21 protein-coding genes, 1 riboswitch and 3 other annotated features are annotated in these 24,523 nt (G+C 36.9%); of the genes, 5 read left to right on the top strand and 16 right to left on the bottom strand.

Going from position 1 to position 24,523, the window contains the following annotated elements; all coding sequences use genetic code 11:
- Nucleotides 1-598 precede the first annotated feature (598 nt).
- The gene (locus tag JOC83_RS13325; RefSeq protein ID WP_205187826.1) at nucleotides 599-1,912 is read left to right on the top strand and encodes a hemolysin family protein; all 1,314 of its coding nucleotides are present in this window, start codon (nucleotides 599-601) and stop codon (nucleotides 1,910-1,912) included.
- A gap of 212 nt (nucleotides 1,913-2,124) precedes the next feature.
- Nucleotides 2,125-3,207, top strand: coding sequence for a glycoside hydrolase domain-containing protein (locus JOC83_RS13330; protein ID WP_205187828.1), 1,083 nt, complete (start codon nucleotides 2,125-2,127; stop codon nucleotides 3,205-3,207).
- A gap of 274 nt (nucleotides 3,208-3,481) precedes the next feature.
- Here JOC83_RS13330 and JOC83_RS13335 read toward each other — a convergent pair whose 3' ends face one another.
- Entirely contained in the window at nucleotides 3,482-3,901 is a 420-nt protein-coding gene (locus JOC83_RS13335) for a CBS domain-containing protein (RefSeq protein ID WP_205187829.1), read from the bottom strand.
- A 39-nt stretch (nucleotides 3,902-3,940) separates the two neighbouring features.
- Nucleotides 3,941-4,068, bottom strand: a riboswitch (cyclic di-AMP (ydaO/yuaA leader).
- Between the two features lie 412 nt (nucleotides 4,069-4,480).
- Between JOC83_RS13335 and JOC83_RS13340 the strand changes: the two genes are divergently transcribed.
- Nucleotides 4,481-4,591, top strand: a complete 111-nt coding sequence (locus tag JOC83_RS13340) for a YjcZ family sporulation protein (protein ID WP_205187840.1) — start codon at nucleotides 4,481-4,483, stop codon at nucleotides 4,589-4,591.
- Between the two features lie 113 nt (nucleotides 4,592-4,704).
- Here JOC83_RS13340 and JOC83_RS13345 read toward each other — a convergent pair whose 3' ends face one another.
- Nucleotides 4,705-5,703: an extracellular catalytic domain type 1 short-chain-length polyhydroxyalkanoate depolymerase gene (locus JOC83_RS13345; RefSeq protein WP_239583509.1), complete on the bottom strand. Its 999-nt coding sequence runs from the start codon at nucleotides 5,701-5,703 to the stop codon at nucleotides 4,705-4,707.
- A 342-nt stretch (nucleotides 5,704-6,045) separates the two neighbouring features.
- On the opposite strand from JOC83_RS13345, the gene JOC83_RS13350 reads away from it, so the two are divergent.
- The gene (locus JOC83_RS13350; protein ID WP_205187842.1) at nucleotides 6,046-7,575 is read left to right on the top strand and encodes an FAD-dependent oxidoreductase; all 1,530 of its coding nucleotides are present in this window, start codon (nucleotides 6,046-6,048) and stop codon (nucleotides 7,573-7,575) included.
- A gap of 94 nt (nucleotides 7,576-7,669) precedes the next feature.
- Here the strand turns inward: JOC83_RS13350 and JOC83_RS13355 are convergent, their stop codons facing one another.
- The 10 genes from JOC83_RS13355 to JOC83_RS20285 all read right to left on the bottom strand — a co-directional run bounded on the left by JOC83_RS13355 (nucleotide 7,670) and on the right by JOC83_RS20285 (nucleotide 19,470).
- Nucleotides 7,670-7,960 (bottom strand): hypothetical protein, encoded by a 291-nt coding sequence (locus JOC83_RS13355; protein WP_338038913.1) that lies wholly within the window; start codon nucleotides 7,958-7,960, stop codon nucleotides 7,670-7,672.
- Nucleotides 7,961-8,061: 101 nt separating this feature from the next.
- Nucleotides 8,062-8,880: a flagellar motor protein MotB gene (gene motB, locus JOC83_RS13360; protein WP_205187843.1), complete on the bottom strand. Its 819-nt coding sequence runs from the start codon at nucleotides 8,878-8,880 to the stop codon at nucleotides 8,062-8,064.
- On the bottom strand, nucleotides 8,873-9,667 hold the full coding sequence (gene motA, locus JOC83_RS13365; protein ID WP_205187845.1) for a flagellar motor stator protein MotA: 795 nt from the start codon (nucleotides 9,665-9,667) through the stop codon (nucleotides 8,873-8,875). Before motA ends, motB begins: the two co-directional genes overlap by 8 nt.
- A 123-nt stretch (nucleotides 9,668-9,790) precedes the next feature.
- Nucleotides 9,791-11,071, bottom strand: coding sequence for a 3-phosphoshikimate 1-carboxyvinyltransferase (aroA, locus tag JOC83_RS13370; protein WP_239583510.1), 1,281 nt, complete (start codon nucleotides 11,069-11,071; stop codon nucleotides 9,791-9,793).
- Nucleotides 11,072-11,110: 39 nt separating this feature from the next.
- Complete coding sequence (gene aroC, locus JOC83_RS13375) at nucleotides 11,111-12,277, bottom strand: chorismate synthase (protein ID WP_205187854.1); 1,167 nt, start codon at nucleotides 12,275-12,277, stop codon at nucleotides 11,111-11,113.
- A gap of 46 nt (nucleotides 12,278-12,323) precedes the next feature.
- Nucleotides 12,324-12,538: a binding site (T-box leader), on the bottom strand.
- Nucleotides 12,539-12,544: 6 nt separating this feature from the next.
- Nucleotides 12,545-13,621, bottom strand: a complete 1,077-nt coding sequence (locus tag JOC83_RS13380) for a bifunctional 3-deoxy-7-phosphoheptulonate synthase/chorismate mutase (protein WP_205187855.1) — start codon at nucleotides 13,619-13,621, stop codon at nucleotides 12,545-12,547.
- 121 nt (nucleotides 13,622-13,742) lie between these two features.
- Nucleotides 13,743-13,958 (bottom strand) — a binding site (T-box leader).
- A gap of 59 nt (nucleotides 13,959-14,017) precedes the next feature.
- Nucleotides 14,018-14,226, bottom strand: a binding site (T-box leader).
- Nucleotides 14,227-14,881: 655 nt separating this feature from the next.
- Nucleotides 14,882-15,190, bottom strand: a complete 309-nt coding sequence (locus JOC83_RS13385) for an MTH1187 family thiamine-binding protein (protein ID WP_205187856.1) — start codon at nucleotides 15,188-15,190, stop codon at nucleotides 14,882-14,884.
- 272 nt (nucleotides 15,191-15,462) lie between these two features.
- The gene (locus JOC83_RS13390; RefSeq protein ID WP_205187857.1) at nucleotides 15,463-16,626 is read right to left on the bottom strand and encodes a C40 family peptidase; all 1,164 of its coding nucleotides are present in this window, start codon (nucleotides 16,624-16,626) and stop codon (nucleotides 15,463-15,465) included.
- Nucleotides 16,627-17,038: 412 nt separating this feature from the next.
- Nucleotides 17,039-17,623: a cupin domain-containing protein gene (locus JOC83_RS13395; RefSeq protein WP_205187858.1), complete on the bottom strand. Its 585-nt coding sequence runs from the start codon at nucleotides 17,621-17,623 to the stop codon at nucleotides 17,039-17,041.
- 143 nt (nucleotides 17,624-17,766) lie between these two features.
- Complete coding sequence (locus tag JOC83_RS20285; protein ID WP_205187859.1) at nucleotides 17,767-19,470, bottom strand: methyl-accepting chemotaxis protein; 1,704 nt, start codon at nucleotides 19,468-19,470, stop codon at nucleotides 17,767-17,769.
- 162 nt (nucleotides 19,471-19,632) lie between these two features.
- Here JOC83_RS20285 and JOC83_RS13405 point away from each other — a divergent pair, with 162 nt between their 5' ends.
- Entirely contained in the window at nucleotides 19,633-21,342 is a 1,710-nt protein-coding gene (locus tag JOC83_RS13405) for a catalase (RefSeq protein WP_205187860.1), read from the top strand.
- Between the two features lie 371 nt (nucleotides 21,343-21,713).
- Here the strand turns inward: JOC83_RS13405 and JOC83_RS13410 are convergent, their stop codons facing one another.
- The 4 genes from JOC83_RS13410 to JOC83_RS13425 all read right to left on the bottom strand — a co-directional run bounded on the left by JOC83_RS13410 (nucleotide 21,714) and on the right by JOC83_RS13425 (nucleotide 24,515).
- Nucleotides 21,714-23,051: a sodium-dependent transporter gene (locus JOC83_RS13410; RefSeq protein ID WP_205187861.1), complete on the bottom strand. Its 1,338-nt coding sequence runs from the start codon at nucleotides 23,049-23,051 to the stop codon at nucleotides 21,714-21,716.
- A gap of 226 nt (nucleotides 23,052-23,277) precedes the next feature.
- The gene (locus tag JOC83_RS13415) at nucleotides 23,278-23,697 is read right to left on the bottom strand and encodes a DUF6843 domain-containing protein (protein ID WP_205187862.1); all 420 of its coding nucleotides are present in this window, start codon (nucleotides 23,695-23,697) and stop codon (nucleotides 23,278-23,280) included.
- A gap of 213 nt (nucleotides 23,698-23,910) precedes the next feature.
- Entirely contained in the window at nucleotides 23,911-24,087 is a 177-nt protein-coding gene (locus tag JOC83_RS13420) for a hypothetical protein (protein ID WP_205187863.1), read from the bottom strand.
- Nucleotides 24,088-24,098: 11 nt separating this feature from the next.
- Entirely contained in the window at nucleotides 24,099-24,515 is a 417-nt protein-coding gene (locus tag JOC83_RS13425; protein ID WP_338038914.1) for a DUF350 domain-containing protein, read from the bottom strand.
- Nucleotides 24,516-24,523: the final 8 nt, after the last annotated feature.

Raw genomic sequence — 24,523 nt, forward strand, 5'->3', positions numbered from 1 at the left:
TTATATCAAAATCTACTCGTTTTCCTTTAAACATGTGAGGATGTATTGAATTTTCTTGCGATTATTTTAGCCTTTTCGACATTTATCTATTTAATAGTTCTAAATATTCATACTTTTTTGTTTATTTGTGTTGTATAATGTAAACAACTTATAAAGAAAGGAGTTGTTAGTAAAAGAAGTTATTTTTATTTTATGAAGGGAGGTGCAGTGCAAACTGTAGTTGGTGCAAGATGAATGTCTTTTGAAACAAATAGAAACAAACAGATTACACCTATCTAAGCTTTTCGAGCGAGTTTGCCATTATGTCCAGATTTACGATTCCCTTAAAACAACAAAAAGCTGCTTCCTCTTTCATACATAGAGAAGCAGCTTTTTTACATAGCCTTTTACTTTGATTAAGCAGCGCCACACAAGAAAGTACGGAATCACCCTGCTTTACACATGATTAAATGTAGTCTATTCCCTCCTCTGCATTCTACAATTCCCTTTATATTTAGTTGGAAAATGGTTAATAAACATGATTTGTACATGTTCCTTTTTATTTTGGACAAAACTGTACTTATACATATCGTATTAAAAATGAAGAGAGGTGAAAAAAATGGTAGCTGTAAACTTAGTTCTCGTCGCTTTTTTAATTGCATTAACCGCTTTCTTTGTCGCGACTGAGTTTGCCATTGTTAAGATTCGGACATCGCGAATCAACCAAATGATTGAAGAAGGAAATAAAAATGCAGTTGCTGTTAAACATGTTATTTCAAACTTAGATGAGTATCTCTCTGCGTGTCAACTTGGTATTACGATTACAGCTTTAGGTCTTGGTTGGTTAGGAGAGCCTACTCTCGAGCGACTACTTCACCCCCTGTTTCATCGCTTCGAGATCAATCCATCTCTTTCAAAAATTTTATCGTTTGCGATTGCATTTGCTGTCATTACGTTTTTACACGTAGTAATTGGAGAGCTCGCACCTAAAACCTTTGCGATTCAAAGAGCCGAGCGTGTATCACTTTTATTTGCACGTCCGATTATTTGGTTTTACAAAATTATGTTTCCCTTTATCTGGGCTTTAAATGGATCTGCTCGCCTGATTACTTCAATGTTTGGAATTAACGCTGCCTCTGAACATGAAGTTGCCCACAGCGAAGAAGAGTTGAGAATTTTACTATCTGAAAGTTTAAAACGTGGAGAAATTAACCAATCTGAGTACAAATATGTAAACAAAATCTTTGAGTTCGATAATCGCCTTGCAAAAGAAGTCATGGTTCCTCGAACAGAAATTGTGACTGCTTCGAAAAACGACATTGTTGAAGTCTTTTTAAAAGTAGCTGGTATTGAGAAGTATACACGTTATCCAGTCGTTGAAGATAGTGATAAAGATCGCATCATCGGCTTAATTAACATAAAAGAGATTTATAACGACATCATCTTTAATGAGAAGGATGGGACTGAAACATTAGAATCTTATATTAAGCCCATTATGAAAGTGATTGAAACAATTCCTATTCATGACCTGCTCGTTAAGATGCAAACAGAGCGTGTGCAAATGGCCATTCTTTTTGATGAATATGGAGGGACTGCTGGTCTCATTACAGTTGAAGATATTGTCGAGGAAATCGTTGGTGAAATCAGAGACGAATTTGATGTAGATGAAATACCTGACGTACAAAAGATAAAAGAAGGTCACTATATCCTTGATGGAAAAATGCTCATTACGGAAGTAAATGATCTTCTCGGTACAGACATTAATGAAGAAGAAGTCGATACAATTGCTGGATGGATTTTAACGCAAGATTTTGATGTTGGAAAAGGCGATATTGTTCGGTATGATGGGTACTATTTTAAAGTTCTCATTATTGATGATCACCACATTAAATATGTAGAAGTAAAGAAGCGTAAAAAGAAAGAGGATGAATAAGAGTTATCGACCTTACTTCTATATAGAAAGAAAACATCTTTAACTACTCCTGCCTACTGAAAGCTGATTATCAGCGAGTGAGATGCAGGAGTTTTTGTTTTTTAATTACTTTCTAGACAATTGAATCTTTCCCTTTCTGATGCTAGCTAGTGGGCACCGTTTAATGAACGTTGCATACTATGACAACGAATCATTAGAAAGGGTGTGAGAATATGAATAACCATAAAAGCTACACTGTTATTTTTGCTGTTTTTTTATGTGTCTTAACATTTATAACTGTTCTATTTTTATCTGACAGCAGTAAGAAAACACCATCCTCTCACCAAGTAAATCAATCTTCTAACGAACCCTCTATTCAAAACAACATTCAAAATAATATTCAAAACAAAGGGGAAGGAGAAATTAAGAACCAAGTCACTAACTCTCTTGAAGTGAATGATAGTAATGAGATTAAAAATTCACTGTCTAATAACATCGATGTAAGTGTGAATGTAACAATTGACAACTCGATTGAAAACAACATCCAATCAAAAAAACAACCTTCCTCCTCTCCTACTGAATCAACTAACCGTGAACCTTCTAATAAAGAACAACAACAAACTGATAAAGAGAATGACGCCAAACAGACAAACCGTAACAATGAGCAGCCTGAATTCGTATGGGGAATTGATTCTGCTAGTCTTACAACAGAAGAATTCAATGCTTGTGTTCAAGAAAACTTCGGAACCCCTTCGGTATGGGGGCGTTACTTAGGTGATAAAGAAAATGTTTCAAAAGGAATTACGAAGAAAGAAGCAGAATTGATTCAGTCAACAGGTGCAAAAGTACTGCTAATTAACAATCAGTTTGAAGATGCTCGTGGATATGAAAATGGAAAAGAGCAAGCAAAGGTAGCGACTGAATTGGCTTCAGAACTTGACGTACCAGAAGGTGTTGTAATTTTTGCTGATATTGAACCAAATTATCCTGTTGACGCTAACTTTATCATCGGTTGGTTTGAAGGCATGGCCAATTCTTCATATAAACCTGGTATTTATGGCATTTTTGATAAAGAGAGAGCACTAACTACTGCTTTTGAAGAAGCTGCAGCACAAAATCAAGAGCTACAATCAGGCACATATATTTGGACCGCTTCTCCTAACACTGGTATTTCAACAGAAAAAAATGCTCCAGCCTATAAGCCAGACGCACCTAAAGATTCTCTCATCGCTGGATGGCAATATGGAATTGATGCTGAAGCGTGTAACATTGATACAAATTTATTTTCAAGCGAACTATTAAATGTATTGTGGTAAAGCCTGATTAAAAAAGCAAGCACTTCCAAAGGTTTTCCGTATACTCAAAGACTAGCTTTCAATTGGATACAGCCGAAACTTATACGCTTTGTTTAGTCAAATCAAATCAAATCACTTCATTCCTTGCTTTTTAATGTAACGTTTCACCACTTCAATAGGTGAGCTGCCAGTCGTAAAAAAAAGCTTCTTGACCAAAATATTTTCTTGCATAATGAAAAAAGGCTGTATCACAAGGCGTAGAACCACGCTCTTTGATACGGCCTTTTCAAATGATTTAATTTGAATCTTGCTTAATAAATATGCGGTCTGCATAGAACTCTAAAATTTCACGTCTTCTAACAATGCCTATAAACACACCTTGATCATCTACAACTGGTACAAAGTTCTGATCAATAGCTCTTGATAAAATGTTATCAATTTCGTCGTGAATGGAAATGGGTTGATAATCTTGATAGCGATCAATTTCCGCAAGCGGAATTTGTTCTGTATCTTGAAACCGATAATCGCCTAAGCTTTTTAATTTCCATAGTAGGTCTCCCTCGGTTAAGATTCCAACATATTTCCCATCATCATCTACTAATGGCACTGACGAATAACGATGATATTCCATCTTCTCAAGTGCTTGTCGTAAGGTCGAATCAATATTTAGCGTGACGACCTCATGTTTTGGTATTAAGAGAAAAGCAATATTCATTCGTTTTCATTCTCCTTTTAAGCTTTCATAGTCAAATTTATGTCACCTCTTAACACGCTTACGGAGTTAGCTGTCGGATTCGGGTTGTAAGAGTAACCCAGCCTTTCTTTAAAGGTTCACCCCAAAAGTTGGTTCCCCCGCTCATCATGATTAAGCGTTCACTTGTGACAAATAGTACGAAAGTATATTACCGTTGTAACATTTTTCTGTCAAGCAAGTTCTTCCTCCTTTCGTTAAGCCACTAAGCATGTAAACAACGTTTTTTCTCATCATTTAATGCGTTTGGTTTTTAGAAACAAAATAATATATATGTAAAGCAACCCGGTTTATATTCCCCCTTTTCGCTTATAACAAAACTTTATTCGTCGCTACGATCTAGTACTTTCAAAAACACAGGATTCTTTTACTTACACATTCGTTATGCTTCGTGGCATTCCTTCTTAAAATTGAAAAACTACACAATCACCCAATTTCAGCACACCTTATGCCTTTACGCGTATGATAATAATGTAACGTAAAGTCAAACACCTATAAGAAGTACTTTTTTTGTGAAGCAGAAAATAAAAGGAGGCGTTTTAAATGAGCGCAGGTTGCGGAACTGGTGGATATAACGGAGGTTTTGCATTTTTAGTTGTTCTATTCATTCTTTTAATTATCGTAGGTTGTAGCTGCTTTGGTGGAGGCTGGTAATAAAAGAAGAATCTCCTTATTAGACACAACATATAAAAAAGCCATTCTCTATTAGTAGAATGGCTTTTTTCTTATTATTTATAAGGTATTTTACCTGTCATCTCTTGTCTCGACTAATGTACCGCAGTCGATTGACTCATAAAAAATTCCCACATTATTTTACTCGCATCTGGACCTTGGGGATCTGTATATGTTCCTGCTTCGTTGCCACCAGACCACGCATGCCCCATTCCATCAATTATATGCTTTTGAGCTACTACCCAATTGTCTTCGATTTTATACGTATAACTTGTGTAACTTCTACCAAAAGGAACCGCTTCCGTACATACATCAATTGTAACATCCCGAATCCAGTCATCCATCTCTCCATTGTCAGCTAAATCATTTGTTACAATCCATTGTGATACAACCTGATGTGCATTCTTTTGGATAACAGTTCGATCTGCCGTTCCTTGAAATACAATAATTGGCACCGCTCGTGCATGCTTCCCCATTTGTTTATAAGCTAATTTCCCTTGTTTAATAGGATTTGGCCCCCCACTTGCCATTGAAGCATATGCTCCTAATACATTAGACGCCGCTTTATATTCAAGTCCAGCCGCTACGCCAATTCCCGAAAAGACATCAGGATATGTTGCTCCTAAAATAACACTCATTGCTCCTCCAGCAGACAGTCCCGCAACATATACTTGATCATCTCGTATGTTATACATACTCTTGACTTTATTAACCATACCAACAATGATTCTCGGTTCCCCTTTTCCTCTCTTTTGATGAGAAGGTGAAAACCAATTCCAACATTTCTTTACATTTGACTTTTGTGTTTGTTGAGGATACAACACTAAAAATTCACAATCATCGGCTAATTGGTTCATATTTGTTCCCATTGCAAAATCGGTTGCATCTTGCGTACAACCGTGTAACATAACCATAAGTGGGTAAGATTTATTTTCATCAAATCGCTTAGGAAGATATAGCTTGAATGTTTTTCCTCCAAATGCAAATGACTGAAAAGTACTTTCCTCATTTAAAACAAGATCCCAATCAGTTTCATCCTCTTTGCCACAAATCAATAATAACATCGCGACGATCACGGCAAGTGCTTCAGACATGGGACACCACCTTTTTTGTGAGCGTTTACATTCATTTATATGCGTGATGAAAAAACTTCATTTATATAAAATATTTAAATAGATGAAAATTGACACTAATAAAGAATAAAAATGACTCTTCCATTAAAAAAAATAATAAAAGAACTAAATGACTCCTTGTTGATGTAAGGATGGTCCCATTTAACGTAAACCTCGTACATATTAAAAGCGTAGCTGTTAAGTACACGTGATATGAAAAATAAAGACTATTTTACATCGAGCTAAACCTTTTAACTCAAAAATCTACATATAAAATCCTTTTTTGGAAAAGTTATCTACTATACACACCAAGGAGGAAAAATCATGACTCATTCAAACATCCCTCAATCCCCAGAACCGTTTTGGCGCAGCAACATTCCTTTACCAACTTTTGATAAATTAAAAAACGATATAACTGTTGATGTAGCCATCGTTGGAGGCGGGATAACAGGCATTACAGCCGCTTATTTGCTTACCAAAGAAGGAATGAAAGTAGCCTTACTAGAAGCAAATGAATTACTAAACGGCACAACTGGTCATACAACCGCTAAGTTAACCGCTCAGCATGGCCTTATTTATGATGAACTAATCAATCATATTGGAAAAGAACAAGCAAAAAATTATTATAAAGCAAACAATGAAGCTTTACAGTTTGTAAAAGAGCTTATTCAAGAAAAGCAAATTGATTGTGACTTCTCGACAGAAGATGCTTACATTTACACCAACTCTGAAAAATATGTTCAAAAACTTTATGATGAATTTAAAGCTTATCAAAAATTAGACATTCCAAGTGAGCTCGTTCATGAGATTCCTTTTGACTTCCCTATTAAAAAAGCAATTGTTATGAAAGAGCAAGCACAGTTTCACCCTTTAAAATATTTACTTGCATTAGTAGAAGAAATGACACATTTAGATGGGAAGATTTTTGAACATACCGTTGCGACAGATGTAGAAAAGGGCGAACAACCTGTTGTCACGACAAGGGACGGTGCGAAGGTGTATTGCAAACATGTTGTGGCAGCTTCTCACTTTCCTTTTTACGACGGAAATGGCTTTTATTTTACAAGAATGTATGCTGAGAGGTCTTACGTTATTGGCATTAAGGCAACAAAAGAGTATCCAGGCGGTATGTATTTAAGTGCTGAACAGCCAACTAGATCCCTTAGATATACAGAAATAAACGGAGAAAAATTAATACTAGTCGGTGGAGACAGCCATAAAACGGGACAAGGCATCAATACGATGGAACATTATCAAGCTCTCCAACATTTTGCTGAACAAACGCTTGGTATAAAGGAATACTTGTATCGTTGGTCAGCGCAAGATCTATATACATTAGATAAAGTTCCATACATCGGGCCTATTACACCGAAAAAAGAAAACATTTATGTGGCAACAGGATATCGGAAATGGGGAATGACAAATGGAACAGCCGCTGCTTTACTACTACGGGATTTGATTTTAAATCGTGAAAACCCGTATACATCCTTGTTTTCACCTTCTCGTTTTCATGGTGATCCAAGCATTAAACAATTCCTTATCCAAAACTTTGATGTAGCTGGACATTTAATTGAAGGCAAGCTGGATGTTGGTGACAAACGACTACAAGAGTTAGAAGTCGGCGAAGGCTCTGTCGTCTTTATGAAAGGAAAGCGGGCAGGTGCTTATAAAGATTTAGATGGTAAACTTCATTGCGTGGATACAACCTGTACACATCTAGGCTGTGAAGTGGAGTGGAACGCTGGTGACACAACATGGGATTGTCCATGTCACGGTTCTAGGTTTTCTTATGATGGTCAAGTAATTGAAGGACCTGCAAATGAACCATTAAAGCAAGTAAATATTGAAGAATGATAAAACATGAGAAATAGACAAATAGGTCTCTAGAGCCTCATCCCGTTTTCTTAAGAACAGACTAGATAACGCGGTGAGGCTTTTATGAATAGACTTATTCCCCTTCTTTTTTAAAATAGCGATTATAAAATAAAATCATTCCATAACTCACTAGAAATGAAATGGTAAATGAGACAATACGTGCTACTTCTGTTAAATGTTCAAAATAAGGGGTTTCGAACATTAAAATAAAAATACAAAAGGGTAGCAAAAATAGCAACCAAATAAACTCTTTATCCATCGTTACTTTCACAAAGAAAAACAATGCACCTAAGTAAAATACAATCGTTAGCATAATAATCCCCATTCGAACTTTTTCAATTAAGCTATTATAAATCACTTTCACGTTGAATTATAGAGTCCTTTGATTTAATTTTTTATTTTCTTTCCATTAACCTACACGATTAAAGCACGTTTTTCATGTAAGTGTGCGTTAACTCTTCTCTCTTACTTCGTACGTGGTAATATCAATACTTCTACACGTCGATTTTTCGCTCGTCCTTCTCTTGTTTGATTTGATTTAATTGGTTGATATTCTCCATAACCTTTTGCGCTAAAAAAAGCAGGGTCTAATTGCTTATTCTCTAATAGAAGCTTCATAAACTCAACCGCTCGCATTACACTTAACTCCCAATTAGACTTAAATTGCTTTGTTCTAATGGGAACATTATCAGTATGACCGCTTATGATAATGTTGCGCGGAGGATGAATGACGAGCAATTTGGCTATTTCTTTAGCTAATTGCTTATTTTCTTTTCGAATTTCAGTTCGTCCTGAATCAAATAAGATTCCGTCATTAATGGTTAATAACAACCCTTCATCAGTTAGTAATGTACTAAGTTGATGAGTGAGGTTTTTTTTCACAATATAATCATTTATTTTTCGTTGTACAGCATCTAATTCTGCCCGATCCTTTTTCTTCTCTACTTCTGTTTTATCTTCTTTCTTCTCTTTATCTTCTGCCTCTTCTACATGCTCATTCTCTTCTTTTGTTTCATCTATTTTCTCTTTATCAACTTCATCTAGCATCGGTATAGTAAGAGGTTCTACAGAAAGCGGGCTTTGGAACTCAAATACGCCGTTACCTCCAACCACGATTCCATTAAATACTTGAGATAGTTGCTGAAATTTTTTCGCATCTACGGTACTTACTGAAAACAGCACAATAAATAACGCTAAGAGCAATGTTAATAGATCGGCATAAGGAATGAGCCATGATTCGTCAATATGCTCATCTTCTTTTTTTTTCGCTCTTCTTTTACTCACGATTACTCACCTCTTCTTTCTCTGAATATCTTTTTCTCTCTTGAGCTGTTAAAAAAGCAGATAGTTTCTGTTGAATAATAAGCGGTGATTCTCCTTCAACAATGGAGATAATGCCTTCAACCATCATATATTTTACTTTCGCTTCTTGTTTTGACTTTCTTTTCAACTTATTTGCAAATGGATGCCAAAGCATATAGCCTGTGAAAATACCCATTAAAGTAGCTACAAAGGCAGCGCTAATAGCGAGACCTAACCCGTTCGTATCTTCAATATTCCCTAATGCTGCAATCAAGCCAACAACAGCTCCCAGCACACCTAAGGTTGGTGCATACGTACCTGCCTGAGTAAAAATAGCTGCACCTAATTGATGCCGATCTTCCATTTCTTCTATTTCTTCAATTAAAATATCTCGAACATAATCTGTGTTCTGTCCATCAATAGCTAACAATAGTCCGCTTTTTAAAAAAGGGTCTTCAATTTCATCTAATTTATCCTCAATCGCAAGCAAGCCTTCTTTTCTTGAATGCTGAGATAATTCAACAAATGTAGTCATAATCTCTTCATACGCCACTGATTGTTTCTCTTTAAATAAAATACCTATTATTTTGGGAGCCCTTTTCACTTCACTCATTGGAAAAGCCACTAACACCGATGATGCTGTTCCTAAAAAAATGATTAAGATGGCTGCTGGATTAATCAGTACCATGAAGCTTACACCCTTTAAAAACATTCCAACACCAATCGCAATGATCCCAATAATGATTCCCAGCCATGTTGTTTTGTCCATATCTCGTCCACCTCCAGTGTGGTAACTCAACCTTATATACTATGCTGACTATCCGGACAAGGTTAAATATTAGCCTGGGAAAAAGCCAATAAAAAAAGCTCGTTGTCCGAGGACAACGAGCTTTTATACTTGTAATTGATGTAAATGATTGAAAAACTGTGGATACGATACCGCGACGGCTTCTTTCTGTTCAATCACAGTCTGGCCTTCAGCGATACAACTTGCAATAGCAACCATCATTCCGATACGATGATCACCGTGACTACTAACAGTGTTACCATGTAATGGTGTTTTTCCTTTAATAATCATTCCATCATTTGTTGCTTCAATATCTGCACCCATCTTACGCAATTCATTGACAACAGTATCGATGCGATTTGTTTCTTTCACTTTTAACTCAGCAGCATCTTTAATAACTGTTACACCTTCTGCTTGTGTGGCTGCTAATGCAATAATTGGAATTTCATCAATTAAACGAGGAATTAAATCTCCACCAATTTCAATTCCTTTTAAGGAAGACGTATTTACTTCAATATCAGCAAATGGTTCAGCTTCATCTTCATGTTTATTCGTAAACGTAAGCTCTGCGCCCATTTGATGTAACACATCTAAAATTCCTGTTCGTGTAGGATTCATCCCTACTTTTTTCAACACAATTCTACTTTGTGGTACAATCGCTCCTGCTACAAGGAAGAATGCAGCAGAGGAAATATCACCCGGCACTTCAATACGCGTACCTTGTAATGCTTGTCCTCCATCAATTGACACTTTTAAACCATCTACTTGTACATTTACACCAAACGCCTGTAGCATTCTTTCAGTGTGATCACGCGATTTAGCTGGTTCTGTAACAGTAGTTGTGCCATTTGCTTGTAATCCTGCAAGTAAAATAGCAGACTTCACTTGAGCACTTGCAACTGGTGACTGATAGTCAATGCCACTTGTTTTACCACCGCGAATCACTAATGGTGTAAAATTACCTTCATCTCGGCCGTCAATATGAACATTCATTTGTCGAAGTGGATTTGTTACGCGCTTCATTGGTCGTTTCGCAATGGATTCATCTCCGATTAAAGACGAATGAAAAGGAGTATTCGCTAAAATCCCCATTAACAAACGAATCGTTGTTCCTGAATTTCCAACATCTAAAAGATCAGTCGGTTCTTTTAGCCCTTGTAATCCTCTTCCATTTACCAATACGGTATGATCATCAATCATTTGAATATCAACACCTAGCTTTTGAAAGCAAGAAATTGTACTTAAACAATCGTCTCCTGGTAAAAAACCATGAATCATTGTTTGACCTTCTGCAATTGCCCCAAACATAACAGAGCGATGAGAAATCGACTTATCACCTGGTATGACAATCGTGCCTTGTAACCCTTTCGTTACGATATTTTCCATCATTCTCTCTCCTTACACTAACCATGAATCATTCATCATTTAAAACTGCTTTGCATATTCACGATGTTTTTGAATGTTTTCTTGAAGAAGATCAATACGATCTAATCCAAACTGTTCGATAAGTGCACTTGCAAGTTCCCAGGCAATAACAGCTTCGGCTACTACTGCTGCTGCTGGTACCGCGCAGCTATCTGAGCGTTCAATACTAGCTGCAAACGTCTCTTTTGTATCAATATCAACACTTTGAAGTGGCTTATATAATGTCGGGATTGGTTTCATAACGCCACGCACAACAATTGGCATTCCTGTTGTCATTCCACCTTCTAGACCACCTGCATTATTCGATTTGCGTGTATAGCCGTTTTCTTCATCCCACTGAATTTCATCATGCACTTCACTTCCTGGTTTACGTGCAGCTTCAAATCCAATACCGATTTCAGCACCTTTAAATGCATTGATACTCATCATGGCTGACACAAGCTTCGCATCTAGCTTTCGATCATAGTGAACATAGCTTCCAACACCTGTTGGCATTCCTTCTACAATGACTTCAACAATTCCACCAATACTATCGCCATTCTCTTTTGCATCGTCGATGGCTTTCATCATTTGTTTTCCTGCTTCTTCATCTAAACAGCGAACAGCTGATGCTTCTGTTTTCTCTTTTAACTCTTGAAGAGATGTATAGGAAGTCTTTTCAGCCTTCACGCCACCAATTTCTAACACGTGACAAGCAATATCAACTCCAAGCGATTTCAGCACTTGTTTTGCCACTGCACCGGCTGCTACACGAACCGTTGTTTCACGAGCAGAAGAACGTTCTAATACATTACGCATATCTCTGTGACCATACTTTATGGCACCATTTAAGTCCGCATGACCTGGTCTTGGCTTTGTGATTTGACGTTTGACTTCTTCTGCATTATCAACAGGCTCTGCTCCCATAATGTTTCTCCAGTGTGTAAAATCCTTATTTTCCACAACAAGAGCGATAGGCGAACCTAATGTTTGACCGTGACGGACACCTCCTACGATTTGCACACGATCTGTTTCAATTTGCATTCTTCGTCCACGCCCATGACCTTTTTGACGTCTTGCTAAATCTTCGTTAATATGCTCTGCTGTTAATTCTAATCCTGCCGGAACTCCTTCTACAATTGCTGTTAACTGTGGTCCATGTGATTCTCCTGCTGTTAAGTATCTCATTTACCTCTTCCTCTCCATTTTTTATATAGAGAAAGCCCGCCCCAAAGATAGGGACGAGCTTTCTCGCGGTACCACCCTAGTTGTAAACCTCTTTCGTCTACCACCTTGCATCGATAACGGCCGTTTACCGCCTTTTTAAGCTATCCTTAAAAAGGTACTCAAGGAATGTATTTCGCTCACATCTTTGTGCTGATTTTCACCAACCATCAGCTCTCTAAGACAGGGAGATGTTTACTACTAGAGTCCTTTCACTGCATCTCTATTGAATTATGATAATTTAACAGCTGCGCCTTTTAATGTTTCCATGAATGAATGGAATTCTGGAATGTCCATTTGTTGAGCTGAATCAGATAACGCTACGGCTGGATCTGGATGAACCTCTGCCATAACTGCATCTGCTCCAATTGCAATCGCTGCTTTCGCACAAGGTAATAGTAAATCTTTACGTCCTGTTGAATGCGTTACGTCAACCACAACTGGTAAATGTGTTTCTTTCTTTAGAATTGGAACAGCTGAAATATCTAATGTGTTACGTGTAGCACGTTCGTATGTGCGGATACCTCGTTCACAAAGAATAATGTTTCCATTTCCACGAGACATAATGTATTCAGCTGCGTTAATGAACTCTTCAATTGTTGCAGCTAAACCACGTTTTAGTAAGATTGGCTTATCAACAGAACCTGCTGCTTTTAACAATTCAAAGTTTTGCATGTTACGAGCCCCAATTTGGATAACGTCTACGTAGTCAAGAGATAATTCAATGTCTTGCGGTGTTAAAATTTCACTTACAATTGATAGCCCAAGCTCATCACCAACTTGACGTAAAATCTTTAACCCTTCAAGGCCTAACCCTTGGAAATCGTATGGAGATGTACGAGGCTTGAATGCCCCACCACGCATTAATGTAATTCCTTGCTCTTTTAATGCTAAACCAACTTGCTTTACTTGCTCGTAGCTTTCTACTGCACAAGGTCCCATTACAAATTGCAGCTCACCGTTTCCAATTTTTGTTCCGTTGATGTCAACTACTGTATCTTCTGCTTTCTTTTTACGAGATACAAGTAATGCTTTACGATGATCGTCTTCTTGAAGCTCTAAGCTTGCTTTGAAGATTTCTTTGAAAATATGTTGAACTGTTGATGGCTCGAATGGACCATTATGATTTGCTAAAATATGATCTAGTGATTGACGCTCACGAACAGGATCAAATCGTTTTACACCTTGCACTTCTTTTAACTTCCCAATTTCTTTTGCAATTTCACCACGTTTGTTTAGTAATTCTAGAATTTGTAAATTTAATGAGTCAATGTCGTTACGTAATTGTTCTAAAGTTTTGTTTTCCATGTTAATATCCTCCTTGATTTTTCATCACTTTTCAAAATCTTCTGTTTATTGTGGGTATACATTTTACTACATACAATAAAAACTTTTCTTGAATATACAAAAAGCCCCTACTGATTGTGTCAGTAGGGACGAATTGATCGCGGTACCACCCTAATTGCAAGCTTATGCTTACCTCTTCATTATCATAACGGCTCATCACCGTCTTTCATAGCTCAAACTATAAAAGAAAAGCTCCAAGAATGTAATTCACAATCCCCTTTGTGCTGATTCGCACCAACCATCAGCTCTCTGAAAAACAGGGAGGGTATTGTTACTATGCTCTTTTCATCGCTTATATTCATATACAATTATTTTGTACCACTAAAAATAAAAAAGTCCCTATTAATCCATTGGATTAATAGGGACGAATTATTCGCGGTACCACCCTAATTGTAAGCTTATGCTTACCTCTTCATTACGATAACGGTTATACACCGTCTTTTCCTACTCAGAAAAGAAGCTCAAGGACTGTAATTCATGTTCATTTTTGTTCTGACTCGCACCAACCGTCAGCTCTCTGATACAGGGAAATGTAACATTACTTGTGATCCTATCTACGCTCTATATAGCCCCTAGCTAGGGGGTACTTGATAAGATGAGTATCAAGTACACTATGTATGATGTGTGTGAACAACTCATCGTGTGATAAGTTGTAGTTGATGTTGTTTTGTATTATGAACCGTTTTTCACGTATCGTCAATACATTTTCCAAAAAAAAATTAAAAAGATTTTTTTAACGTTAAATTGAAGTTATGACAAATATTAGTGAATCAATGATGGTCACGCTTTCAAAAATCACTCATTATTCAGTCGGGAAATGAATAAAAATGGTAAGGCATTCCTCGCCTGCTTATAGGAAAAAGCCAAATACCTTCAAAAACTCCCCTTCACTATTAGTATTATTTCTAGCAAAATAGCGAGATTATTTCCAAAGAAATATTTTCAGAAATTTTAGACAATTATAAACTTATCTCGACAAAATTTTCTTTTGTTCTAGATTCTTCATTGTTCATTTCGCTAAATTTCAACTTCTATTCACCGATAAAACTCTTCATAATCAACCATCACTACTCCAAAAAAGCATGATGTCATCATTACCAAGCTCTTTGGGAAATTTGTTTAGTTAAGAGGGTAATGACAGCTTCATAAGTGAGATGGGGCTGAGCCAAACAGGGATTCTTTTCTCCTTTTGTCTCAGCTCCTTTTCTCAACTACCTTCTTTTACTCGCTTAATTTACTGCGAACAGCTTGTAATTTCCCAGCCATCGTATGTTTTTTATCACGACGATCATCGATACGAATGTTTGTGCATACTCGCTGCAATCCATTTTCAAACGGGACTTCATGAAGCTCCTGAACAATTCGTAATAAATCCGTTAATTCTCCCTCAATTAACGTACTCATTGGTGTTAATTCATATGTAATCTTGTCTTCATATTGTTTCAATACTTTATGTATATCTGCTACATAACTACTTACACTTGGTGAATCCGTACCTACTGGGATAATCGTTACATCTACAATCGCCATTTTGCGTTCCCCTTTCATAATAAAACATTTAGAAATGTAAAGCTTGACTTAAGCTACCTTCCGAAAAAGAGTATGTTACTACGACTTCGTCAAACCTTACGTCAAAGGTATAGAAAAAATAACGTTATTTCTTCCTGTTATCTTTTCTACATTGATCCATATAACAGTTTTACCATAACGTCTTTTTTCTATCAATAAATATAGAATAGCGGTTTAGTTTCATAGAAAAAGGGAATAGTCAAAGTGACTATCCCTCTTATTCTATTAGACTATTATAGATAACGCTTTGCACCTAAATAGCGCTTAGACCAGTAAGAATTGCTTAATGAATCAATTCCTACTCCTTTTGAAGATGAGCTGTGCAGGAATTGACCGTTTCCAAGATAAATACCCGCATGACTTGCGCCAGGCTTATATGTTTCGAAGAATACTAAATCTCCTACCTGAGGGTTACTTACATGTGTCCCTTGCTGATAAATAGAAGCAACTGTTCTTGAGATATTAACACCTGCGCCATTGCGGAATACATAGTTTAAGAAGCCGCTGCAATCAAACCCACCTGGTGCTGAGCCACCCCATACGTATGGCGTACCCATGAAACGCTTTCCATAAGAAATAAGCTGTGAAGCTGCACTTTCTGTTGAAACGCCACCAACTGCACTTTTTGATGTATTTGAGCTTAGTTTTCGTTGTGTTGCTGAACCAACAATGCCATCTGCTGCTAATCCGTTAGCACGTTGGAAGCTAGCGACTGCGGATCTTGTTTGTGATCCGAAGTAACCCGTTGCATTTGCTTTTAAATACCCTTTATTTATCAATATTTTTTGAACAGACGTAACAGCAGAACCGCTCATCCCTTGACGAAGTACTTTCGAGCTAACAGCTGTAGATGATGCAGAAGTTGAACTACTACCTTGTAGTGCACGGAATGTTGCCGCACCTGCGATTCCGTCTACAGACAGTCCATTAGCGCGTTGGAAAGACATGACAGCATTTTTCGTCATAGAACCGAAATATTGAGTTGTATTTCCACTGAAATGTCCTTTATTTTTTAAGAGTTGCTGTAATTTTTGAACATCTGCTCCTGTTGAACCAACACGTAATGTGCGACTAAGTGACGCACTAGATGAGCTTTTAGAAGCTTGTGAACTATTTTGTAATAAAGCACGATATGTATTAGGTCCTACGATACCATCAGCTGATAAGCCATTGGCACGTTGGAAATTCATAACGGCACTTTTTGTAATCGAACCAAAATAAGTGGTTGTTGTATGATAATTAAACTGACCTTTTTCTTTTAATACGTTTTGTAGCGCTTTTACGTCTGAGTGATTCATTCCTTGACGTAATGTGATATCTCCTAATGATGCTTCACTAATCGTAGGGACAACTGTTAAAGAACCGCATAATGCGATAGAATATATTAACTTTTTCATAAAAAAGGTTCCTCCATTGCTAGATTCTACTAAGACGATTACATTGTAACAACACATTATTACAATTTGAAAGCACTTTTATTACAATTTCATTACATGAAACGACATAAAATTCATCTTCTATCTGTTATAATATTCCTTTTATTTCTATTATATTTCCATTATCTAGTTCTATAAGAATGGTAAAGAACAATAAAAATCCTTTTTGTTCCAATTTACTAGACGAAGGTAATTTTATCACGCTTTCTGAAAAATCCTTCTTATTACTTATAAATTGATCGTATAACCATGAAATTTTTTTTACATTTTTTATTATTTAACAGGATGCACACATGTGAGGACTTTGTCGCAAACAAAAAAGCCATTTTGATTAATCTTGATCAAAATGGCTTTTTTACATTCAATTTTATAGTTAGTTAGCATGCTCTTCAGCAGCGATTGCATCTGCTTTCGTTTTATGAACGGTGCCAAACGGATGCTCAGGTGGTGCATAAATCGTATATAGCTTAAGTGGCTTATTACCTGTATTGGTTACATTATGCCATTTACCAGCAGGTACCATGATTGCATAATCATCATACACATTTTGTTGAAACGATAAATTTTCTTTCGTGTCTCCCATTTGAACAATGCCTTGCCCTTCTTCAATGCGTATAAATTGATCAACGTTTGGATGGACTTCTAACCCGATATCATCTCCAACGTTAATTTTCATAACCGTAACCTGTAAATGATCCCCTGTCCATAAAGCTGTACGAAAAGTACGATTTTGCTTTGTAGCTTGCTCAATATCGACAACAAATGGTTGTTTTCCATAATCCTTCAACACAACTTTATCTTTATTAGCTGAAAAGTAAGGTGAACGCATTAAATTTGCATACTCTACCTCATTAAGTGTTGGCCAATAAGCTCCCCTTTCATAATGATACATAGGTGCATGACCATAATATGCGTGCGCAGGATGCATTGCAGGATGCATGTAAGAAACATAGTACATTCCTTTCATTCCCTTCTCGAAATTTATAAAAACATTTTATGCATAATGAGTAGGAAATGTACCTAGAGAGAGGGAACAAGCATTTAAGGTCATTCACATAGAAAAAAGTATATTTTTGGATTCTGGAAGATTCGTTTTCTTTACTATTTTGACGATGATTTAAAAACTGATATTGTTTCGCTTAGTGAATCTGCCAAACTAGCAAGAGACTGAGATGACGACGTTACTTCTTCCATGGTTGCTAGCTGCTCTTCATTGGCAACCGTCGTTTCATGAATTGCTTGTGTATGCGTTACAGCAATTTCTTTTAATTCCTCAATCGAATGTTGAATCCCTGTTGTTTCCTGTTGCATATGCAAAATGGATTGAATAATATGCGTTGCTTGAATAGAAATGTCGTCAATGTGCGTTTGAATATGTGAAAATGATTCTTTCACATGTCCCACATCTTCCATTCCATCTCTGACTGTATCTGAACTTTCATTCATATGTGAGACAGCTTCATGTGTCTCTTTGCGAATTTCATGAATCAAAATGGCGATTTCTTCAGCAGAGCGCTTTGTGTGCTCCGCAAGTTTACGCACTTCATCAGCCACTACTGCAAATCCTTTTCCTTGTTCCCCTGCCCTAGCAGCTTCAATGGTTGCGTTTAACGCTAATAAATTTGTTTCATTGGCAATTCCGCTAATGACTTCCACAATCGAACCTACTTGATTGGAGCGATTCTCAAGCTTCTTTACCCTTTCAGCGGTTTCGACTGTTGATACGCGTATTTGTTCCATTCTTCCAACAATCATCTCAACTTTTTCACTACCATCTCGCACTGCCATCGTTGAGTCTCCCATTGAGATTGCCATGTGCTCACCGTTTTCTGTCATCACATGAATATCGTCTGATAATTGACCAATGGAAGAAGCCATTTGTTCAAATTCCTTTAGTTGATGCGAAGCCCCGTCCGCAGAGTTTTGCGCAACAGCTACCATCTCCTCCGCTGAGTGCATGCTTTGCTCAGCACTTGCACTTAACTGTTCAGAAGCTGACGCTACATGCTGTGCTGCATCTTGAACAGAATGGATAACCGTTTGTAGCTTTCCTGTCATCTTTTCTAGCGAATTCATAACCTGACCTATTTCATCTTTAGATGTTACTCTTGCTACATTATGAGTTAAGTCTCCTTCAGCTAGTCGTTCAATATGAACTTGTACAGCTTGAAGCGGCTTTGTTACTTTTCGTTTAATCATACGGAATGCAACGATAACGACAATGACATAAAGAAACGACGTTCCAATTATACCGAATAGCAACATCATTGCTTGTTCTTGTTGCTTCGCTACTTTCTTTTCTATCCTTTCCGTTACTAATTGATCAAACTGACTATTTGCTTTAACCATTGAGCCCTTTGTGCTTTCGTAAGATATACCAAAGAGCTGCTTTCGTGCAATATATGCATTTCCTTTCTCCGTTTCCTCAAATGCACGCTTATCCTGCTGAATAAGCTGATCCCCGTTACTTTTCGCTAATAAAAGTAACCTACTTTCTTCCTTTGTAATTCCCTGTTTTTCAATCTTCTTTATGATTGTTTCACGTGTTTTCTTTTTATCTACTTCTTCTTTATATTTCTCATGATAAGCAGGGTTACTTGTCACCACATAAAGGCGAGCTACGTTTGATAATTCTTCTGTTGATTGTTGCAGTTGATGTGATAACGTTTGCAACTGAATTTGTTGGTTGCGAGCATTTGTCACATCTGAAAAACTTTTATACATAAATAATAAGAGACTAAATAACACGAGCGACAAAATAAGAAATAATGTCGACAAGCGCCTTAACAATGAAGCAATAGACACACGAAGGCCCTCCTACTGAATAGAATACGTTCAAAATTTTATCACAATCGAAACTTTTGAACTAGGTTTTTTTTCACAATTATCCATTCTGTTCCTTTTACGCATAATAAAGAGTAATTTGGAAAAAAATACTATAAGCAATAAAGCTAAAGGAGGCTCTTTATGAATGACAATCACTCTAATAATCCAAATCACCATGGCACACATGTAGATGGTGCAGGTGGTTCACTCGATAAACGCTTCGGAACAGGTGAAACGGAAGAAACACTTACCACACGCCAAGGTCACCCTATCCGTGATAATCAAAACTCACGTACTATTGGAAATCGTGGCCCTGCTACGCTTGAGAATTATCAGTTAATTGAAAAGCTATCTCATTTTGACCGTGAACGCGTTCCTGAACGGGTTGTTCACGCGCGAGGAACTGGTGCACATGGATACTTTGAAACATACGGGAAGTTAGGGGATGAGCCTGTTGAAAAATATACACGAGCAAAAGTATTTTCTGGCGCAGGAAAACAAACCCCTGTTTTTGTTCGATTTTCAACGGTGACTCATGGTAAAGATTCACCTGAAACAATGCGTGACCCCCGGGGCTTTGCTGTTAAGTTTTACACAGAAGATGGAAACTGGGATCTTGTTGGAAACAATTTAAAAGTATTTTTCATTCGTGATGCGATTAAATTTCCAGACATCATCCACGCATTTAAACCTGATCCCGTGACTAATCGACAAGACAGTGAACGCATTTTTGATTTCATTTGCCAAACACCTGAAGCAATGCATATGATTACTTTTTTGTTTTCACCTTGGGGTATTCCTGCAAATTATCGTCAAATGCAAGGATCTGGAGTTAACACATATAAATGGGTAAATGAACAAGGTGAAGCCTATCTCGTTAAATACCATTGGGAGCCAAAACAAGGGATTAAAAACTTAACTCAAAAAGAAGCCGAAAACATTCAAGCAAAAAACATTAGTCATGCGACACAAGATTTATACGAAGCAATTGAGCAAGGTAATTACCCTGAATGGGAATTGTGTATGCAAATTATGACTGATGGCGAACATCCAGAGCTTGATTTTGATCCTTTAGACGATACGAAAATATGGCCTGAAGAGCAATTTCCATTTTTACCGGTTGGCAAAATGGTATTGAATAAAAACCCTGAAAATTTCTTTGCAGAAGTTGAACAAGTCTCATTTGGAACAGGTGTGTTAGTGGATGGATTAGATTTTTCTGATGATAAAATGCTTCAAGGTCGAACATTTTCTTATTCAGATACACAGCGCCATCGTGTTGGAGCAAACTATTTACAGCTTCCAATTAACGCGCCTAAAAAGCACGTTGCAACGAACCAGCGAGATGGACAAATGGCGTATCACGTTGATCTAGCACCGAATCAAAACCCTCATGTTAACTATGAACCTTCTTTATTAGGTGGATTGAAAGAGGCAAAAGACCATCCAATTCCTCACCAACCTTATGTAGAAGGAAACTTAAAACGTGAGAAAATAGATCGAACCAATGACTTCAAACAAGCAGGCGAACGCTATCGATTACTAGAAGACTGGGAACGTGAAGATTTAATTCGAAATTTAGTGGATGGACTAAAGCCTTGTCATCAAGAAATTCAAAAGCGGATGATAACATTATTTACAAAGTGTGATCCTGATTATGGGCGTCGTGTCGGAGAAGGAATTGGTTTAACAGTAGGAGCAGATGGTTCTATTGATATGGAATTTTCAAAAGAAATTTCACCTTCTTCAGGCAAACTGCCATTCAATGGAGGTTCACCTCTCGGAAGCTCTAAAGCTGCTGATGCAGTTGATGAAGCAAATCAAAAAGGACACGATGCTCATCCTTATTAAGAAATAAACGCGAAAAAGCTGACTTCCTCTTCTCTTATATAAGAGAGAAAAAGTCAGCTTTTTTCATTGAGCACCTTTTCAAACGCGGCAATGGTGCTCTAGGATTTCGACTTTTATAAAGCATTTATTCCATGTAGCTGTGGTGAAAAGTAAACACAAATTAGTCGCTAACGTTCAGAAGATAATGAGACACATTGGTTATGCTTTTCTCTTCTATACGTTATGAGACGTTTAATGAAACAACTCATAGAACAGTTGCTTATCTTCTTTCACCCAACGGCAAGTTCATATCTTATCACAGAACGTCTTTATTTTGTTAAAAATAAAGAAAATTGATGAGTAACAATTATTCCCAACACATTAGCGAATCATTAAATAATGCCTAGTACATCTAGAAAGACAATAATAATTAAAATAGGTGCTACATAACGAAGGATTAATAACCACAGTGAAAACCATCTTTTCACATTTGTAGAACCATGACTAAACTCTTCAATTAAAACGTCTTTCTTCATTTTTAACGGTACAAATAGTGCAATCAACAATGCTCCTAAAGGCATAAGGATGTTACTTACTAAAAAGTCTGCTGCATCAAAGATGGATTTTCCGAAAATCGTCACGTCTGCTAGTGTACCAAATGATAAAGCAGATGGAATTCCTACGACAAAAATAAGTAATCCAGCCATCCAAGACAGCTTAACACGCTTTGTTGAGTCACCCTTCGCCAATGAAGCAACAATAATTTCTAGCATTGAGAACGCTGATGTTAGTGTTGCGAACAAGAACAGTGCTAAAAATAAAAACTGAAACACAATACCAAGCGGTAACTGTTCAAAGATAGATGGGAGAATAATAAATAATAAACCTGGTCCAGCTGCTGGCTCTACTCCCATTGAAAACACAGCAGGAAAAATAGCAAGTCCTGCTAATAATGAAATGAAGATATTTAAACCAGCGATTGAAATGGCAGAGCGAGGTAGATTTTGTCTCTTATCTAAATAAGAGCTGTACGTTACCATAACTGATACCCCTACACTTAAAGAAAAGAAGGCCTGTCCCATCGCAAATAAAATACTTTCTGATGTTAACTTTGAAAAATCAGGATATAGGAAGAATGATATTCCTTCCATTGCTCCGTCTAATGTAAGTGAGCGAATAATAATCGTAATAAATAAAAAGAATAGTGCGGGCATTAAATATTTATTCGCTTTTTCAATTCCGTTTTGAATACCTCGTGATACAATCACAATTGTAATTAATAAAAAGAAAAATTGTGCTCCTACTGATGTAACAGAATTTGAAATTGTTGTTCCGAATAGTTGCTCATAATTTCCCGTTTTAAATAATTGACCTGATACAGTTGAAAATAAATATTGTAAAATCCAACCTCCGACTACACTATAAAACGAAAGTAAGATGAAACATGTAATAACGCCTATGTATCCTGTTACCTTCCAAAAAGAGCGAGGTGCCACTGCTTCGTATGCACGAATGGCTTCTTTTTGTGTATGTCTTCCTAACACAAACTCTGCTAATAGCAATGGCAAACCGATAAGGGCTGTAAATAAAATAAATAAAAAGAAAAATGCGCCCCCTCCACTTGTTCCTGCAACGTATGGAAGCTTCCATATAGCTCCAATACCAATGGCAGAACCTGCTGATGCTAAGATAAAACCTAGCTTTGATGTCCATTGATCTCTCTGACTCATCTCTCTCACCATTTCTCTATATAATTTCGAATTTTTATACTATATCACATCTTATTAATGGCGAAAAGCTTTTTTTGTTGCACTCTTTCAAAATCTACTATCTCTTGCAGAAAAGTAAAAATACCTCAAATGATACTAACGAGCGAGAGTGATACCATTAAAGATTTTCACAAACAAAATTGAAGCTACAGCAACTTACTTTCGTTACTTTTCTGCTTGATTTATCTCAACGACCGTATTGTTTCCGATAATCACCAGCTTGTGCAAATTCTTCTTCCGTTCCAACAAAGAAAAATTCCATCGTATAATTTTTATTTTCATTACCTTCCGATGCTCCGTGAATCATTTCCCCAGCTTTTAATTGTTTTCGATTACCCGATTCTGTTACGTAATAGTATTTATTGGTTGCCCAACCTTCGTGTGTAAGCAAGGTTTTCGTTTTCGCTTTCCCTTGATTGTTAATGGAAAATACGGTGTACTCTCCTTCCTTTTCTGTCGGCGTTCCTTCTTCTTTATCATACTCAACCATAACCCATCCTTTGTATCCTTCTGGAATCAAGTAAATACTAGGTTTTGCTGTTTCATCTGACTTACTACATGCGACTACACTCATACAAATAAGGATGAGCAGTAACCAGTTTCTCATCTTTCACCGTCTCCTTTTCGTCTACTGTTAATGGTAGTTTTTCTCCTAGATGTTATTCTATTCGTTAACTACTTCTAACCCACGTTACAACCTTTTCTTTGTTCCTAAGCACTTCATTGCGCATAGTGTTCATCTTTTCAGCAATTTTACTCATCCCCTTAACAATGCACGCAAAAGAAAAACCAGGGTGTCTTTACAACACTCCTGGTTCTATTAGTTATTTTCTTCTAGTTTTTTTAAAATTTCCTCTTGGTTTTGAATGATCTTTTGCTGCTGCTGTTTATGTCTTCTCTGGCTTTTTACAAAAGAAAAAATGAGGATAAAAACGGTCAAAAGCATCAATAATGAAAATAATTGAAACAACACATCTCCTAAATTGAACGAATTCACCTTCATTCCTCCTAATACGTTAAGCTACCGGCAACAATCAAACCAACAGCAATGGCTGAAGCGAACAACGTAAAACCTACTGCGATATTTCCTTCTTCTACTTTTTCTGACAGACTTGTTTTCGGGGTTAAAATGTATTCAATTATCCAGTAAGCCAAAACTTGAGTCACGATTCCAATTACTCCCCAAAGACAAGCATCTAGAAGATTGACGCTATTTCCCCAAACCGTATAAATCACAATTGCTAGCCCAATACCTTTCCCCCATAACTTTAAAGCAACGGCGATATTTCCTTTTTTAATTAATTCACGTTCGTTAAACTTTGTCGTTAATTCAAACACAATAATCCCTAAAAACAAAAGCAATAATCCTACTCCAACATGTGATAAAAAGCTAAAGAAGCTACTTTGATCAATAAACTCTGCCACATTTTTTC

The sequence above is a fragment of the Priestia iocasae genome (assembly GCF_016909075.1).
Taxonomy (GTDB): Bacteria; Bacillota; Bacilli; order Bacillales; family Bacillaceae_H; genus Priestia; species Priestia iocasae.

What these genes read in the sequence shown, in the direction of transcription:
- JOC83_RS13325 (WP_205187826.1), top strand. Translation starts at nt 599, where the DNA reads ATGGTAGCTGTAAACTTAGTTCTCGTCGCTTTTTTAATTGCATTAACC.
- JOC83_RS13330 (WP_205187828.1), top strand. Translation starts at nt 2,125, where the DNA reads ATGAATAACCATAAAAGCTACACTGTTATTTTTGCTGTTTTTTTATGT.
- JOC83_RS13335 (WP_205187829.1), bottom strand. Translation starts at nt 3,901, where the DNA reads ATGAATATTGCTTTTCTCTTAATACCAAAACATGAGGTCGTCACGCTA.
- JOC83_RS13340 (WP_205187840.1), top strand. Translation starts at nt 4,481, where the DNA reads ATGAGCGCAGGTTGCGGAACTGGTGGATATAACGGAGGTTTTGCATTT.
- JOC83_RS13345 (WP_239583509.1), bottom strand. Translation starts at nt 5,703, where the DNA reads ATGTCTGAAGCACTTGCCGTGATCGTCGCGATGTTATTATTGATTTGT.
- JOC83_RS13350 (WP_205187842.1), top strand. Translation starts at nt 6,046, where the DNA reads ATGACTCATTCAAACATCCCTCAATCCCCAGAACCGTTTTGGCGCAGC.
- motA (WP_205187845.1), bottom strand. Translation starts at nt 9,667, where the DNA reads ATGGACAAAACAACATGGCTGGGAATCATTATTGGGATCATTGCGATT.
- aroA (WP_239583510.1), bottom strand. Translation starts at nt 11,071, where the DNA reads ATGGAAAATATCGTAACGAAAGGGTTACAAGGCACGATTGTCATACCA.
- aroC (WP_205187854.1), bottom strand. Translation starts at nt 12,277, where the DNA reads ATGAGATACTTAACAGCAGGAGAATCACATGGACCACAGTTAACAGCA.
- JOC83_RS13380 (WP_205187855.1), bottom strand. Translation starts at nt 13,621, where the DNA reads ATGGAAAACAAAACTTTAGAACAATTACGTAACGACATTGACTCATTA.
- JOC83_RS13385 (WP_205187856.1), bottom strand. Translation starts at nt 15,190, where the DNA reads ATGGCGATTGTAGATGTAACGATTATCCCAGTAGGTACGGATTCACCA.
- JOC83_RS13390 (WP_205187857.1), bottom strand. Translation starts at nt 16,626, where the DNA reads ATGAAAAAGTTAATATATTCTATCGCATTATGCGGTTCTTTAACAGTT.
- JOC83_RS13395 (WP_205187858.1), bottom strand. Translation starts at nt 17,623, where the DNA reads ATGTACTATGTTTCTTACATGCATCCTGCAATGCATCCTGCGCACGCA.
- JOC83_RS13405 (WP_205187860.1), top strand. Translation starts at nt 19,633, where the DNA reads ATGAATGACAATCACTCTAATAATCCAAATCACCATGGCACACATGTA.
- JOC83_RS13410 (WP_205187861.1), bottom strand. Translation starts at nt 23,051, where the DNA reads ATGAGTCAGAGAGATCAATGGACATCAAAGCTAGGTTTTATCTTAGCA.
- JOC83_RS13415 (WP_205187862.1), bottom strand. Translation starts at nt 23,697, where the DNA reads ATGAGAAACTGGTTACTGCTCATCCTTATTTGTATGAGTGTAGTCGCA.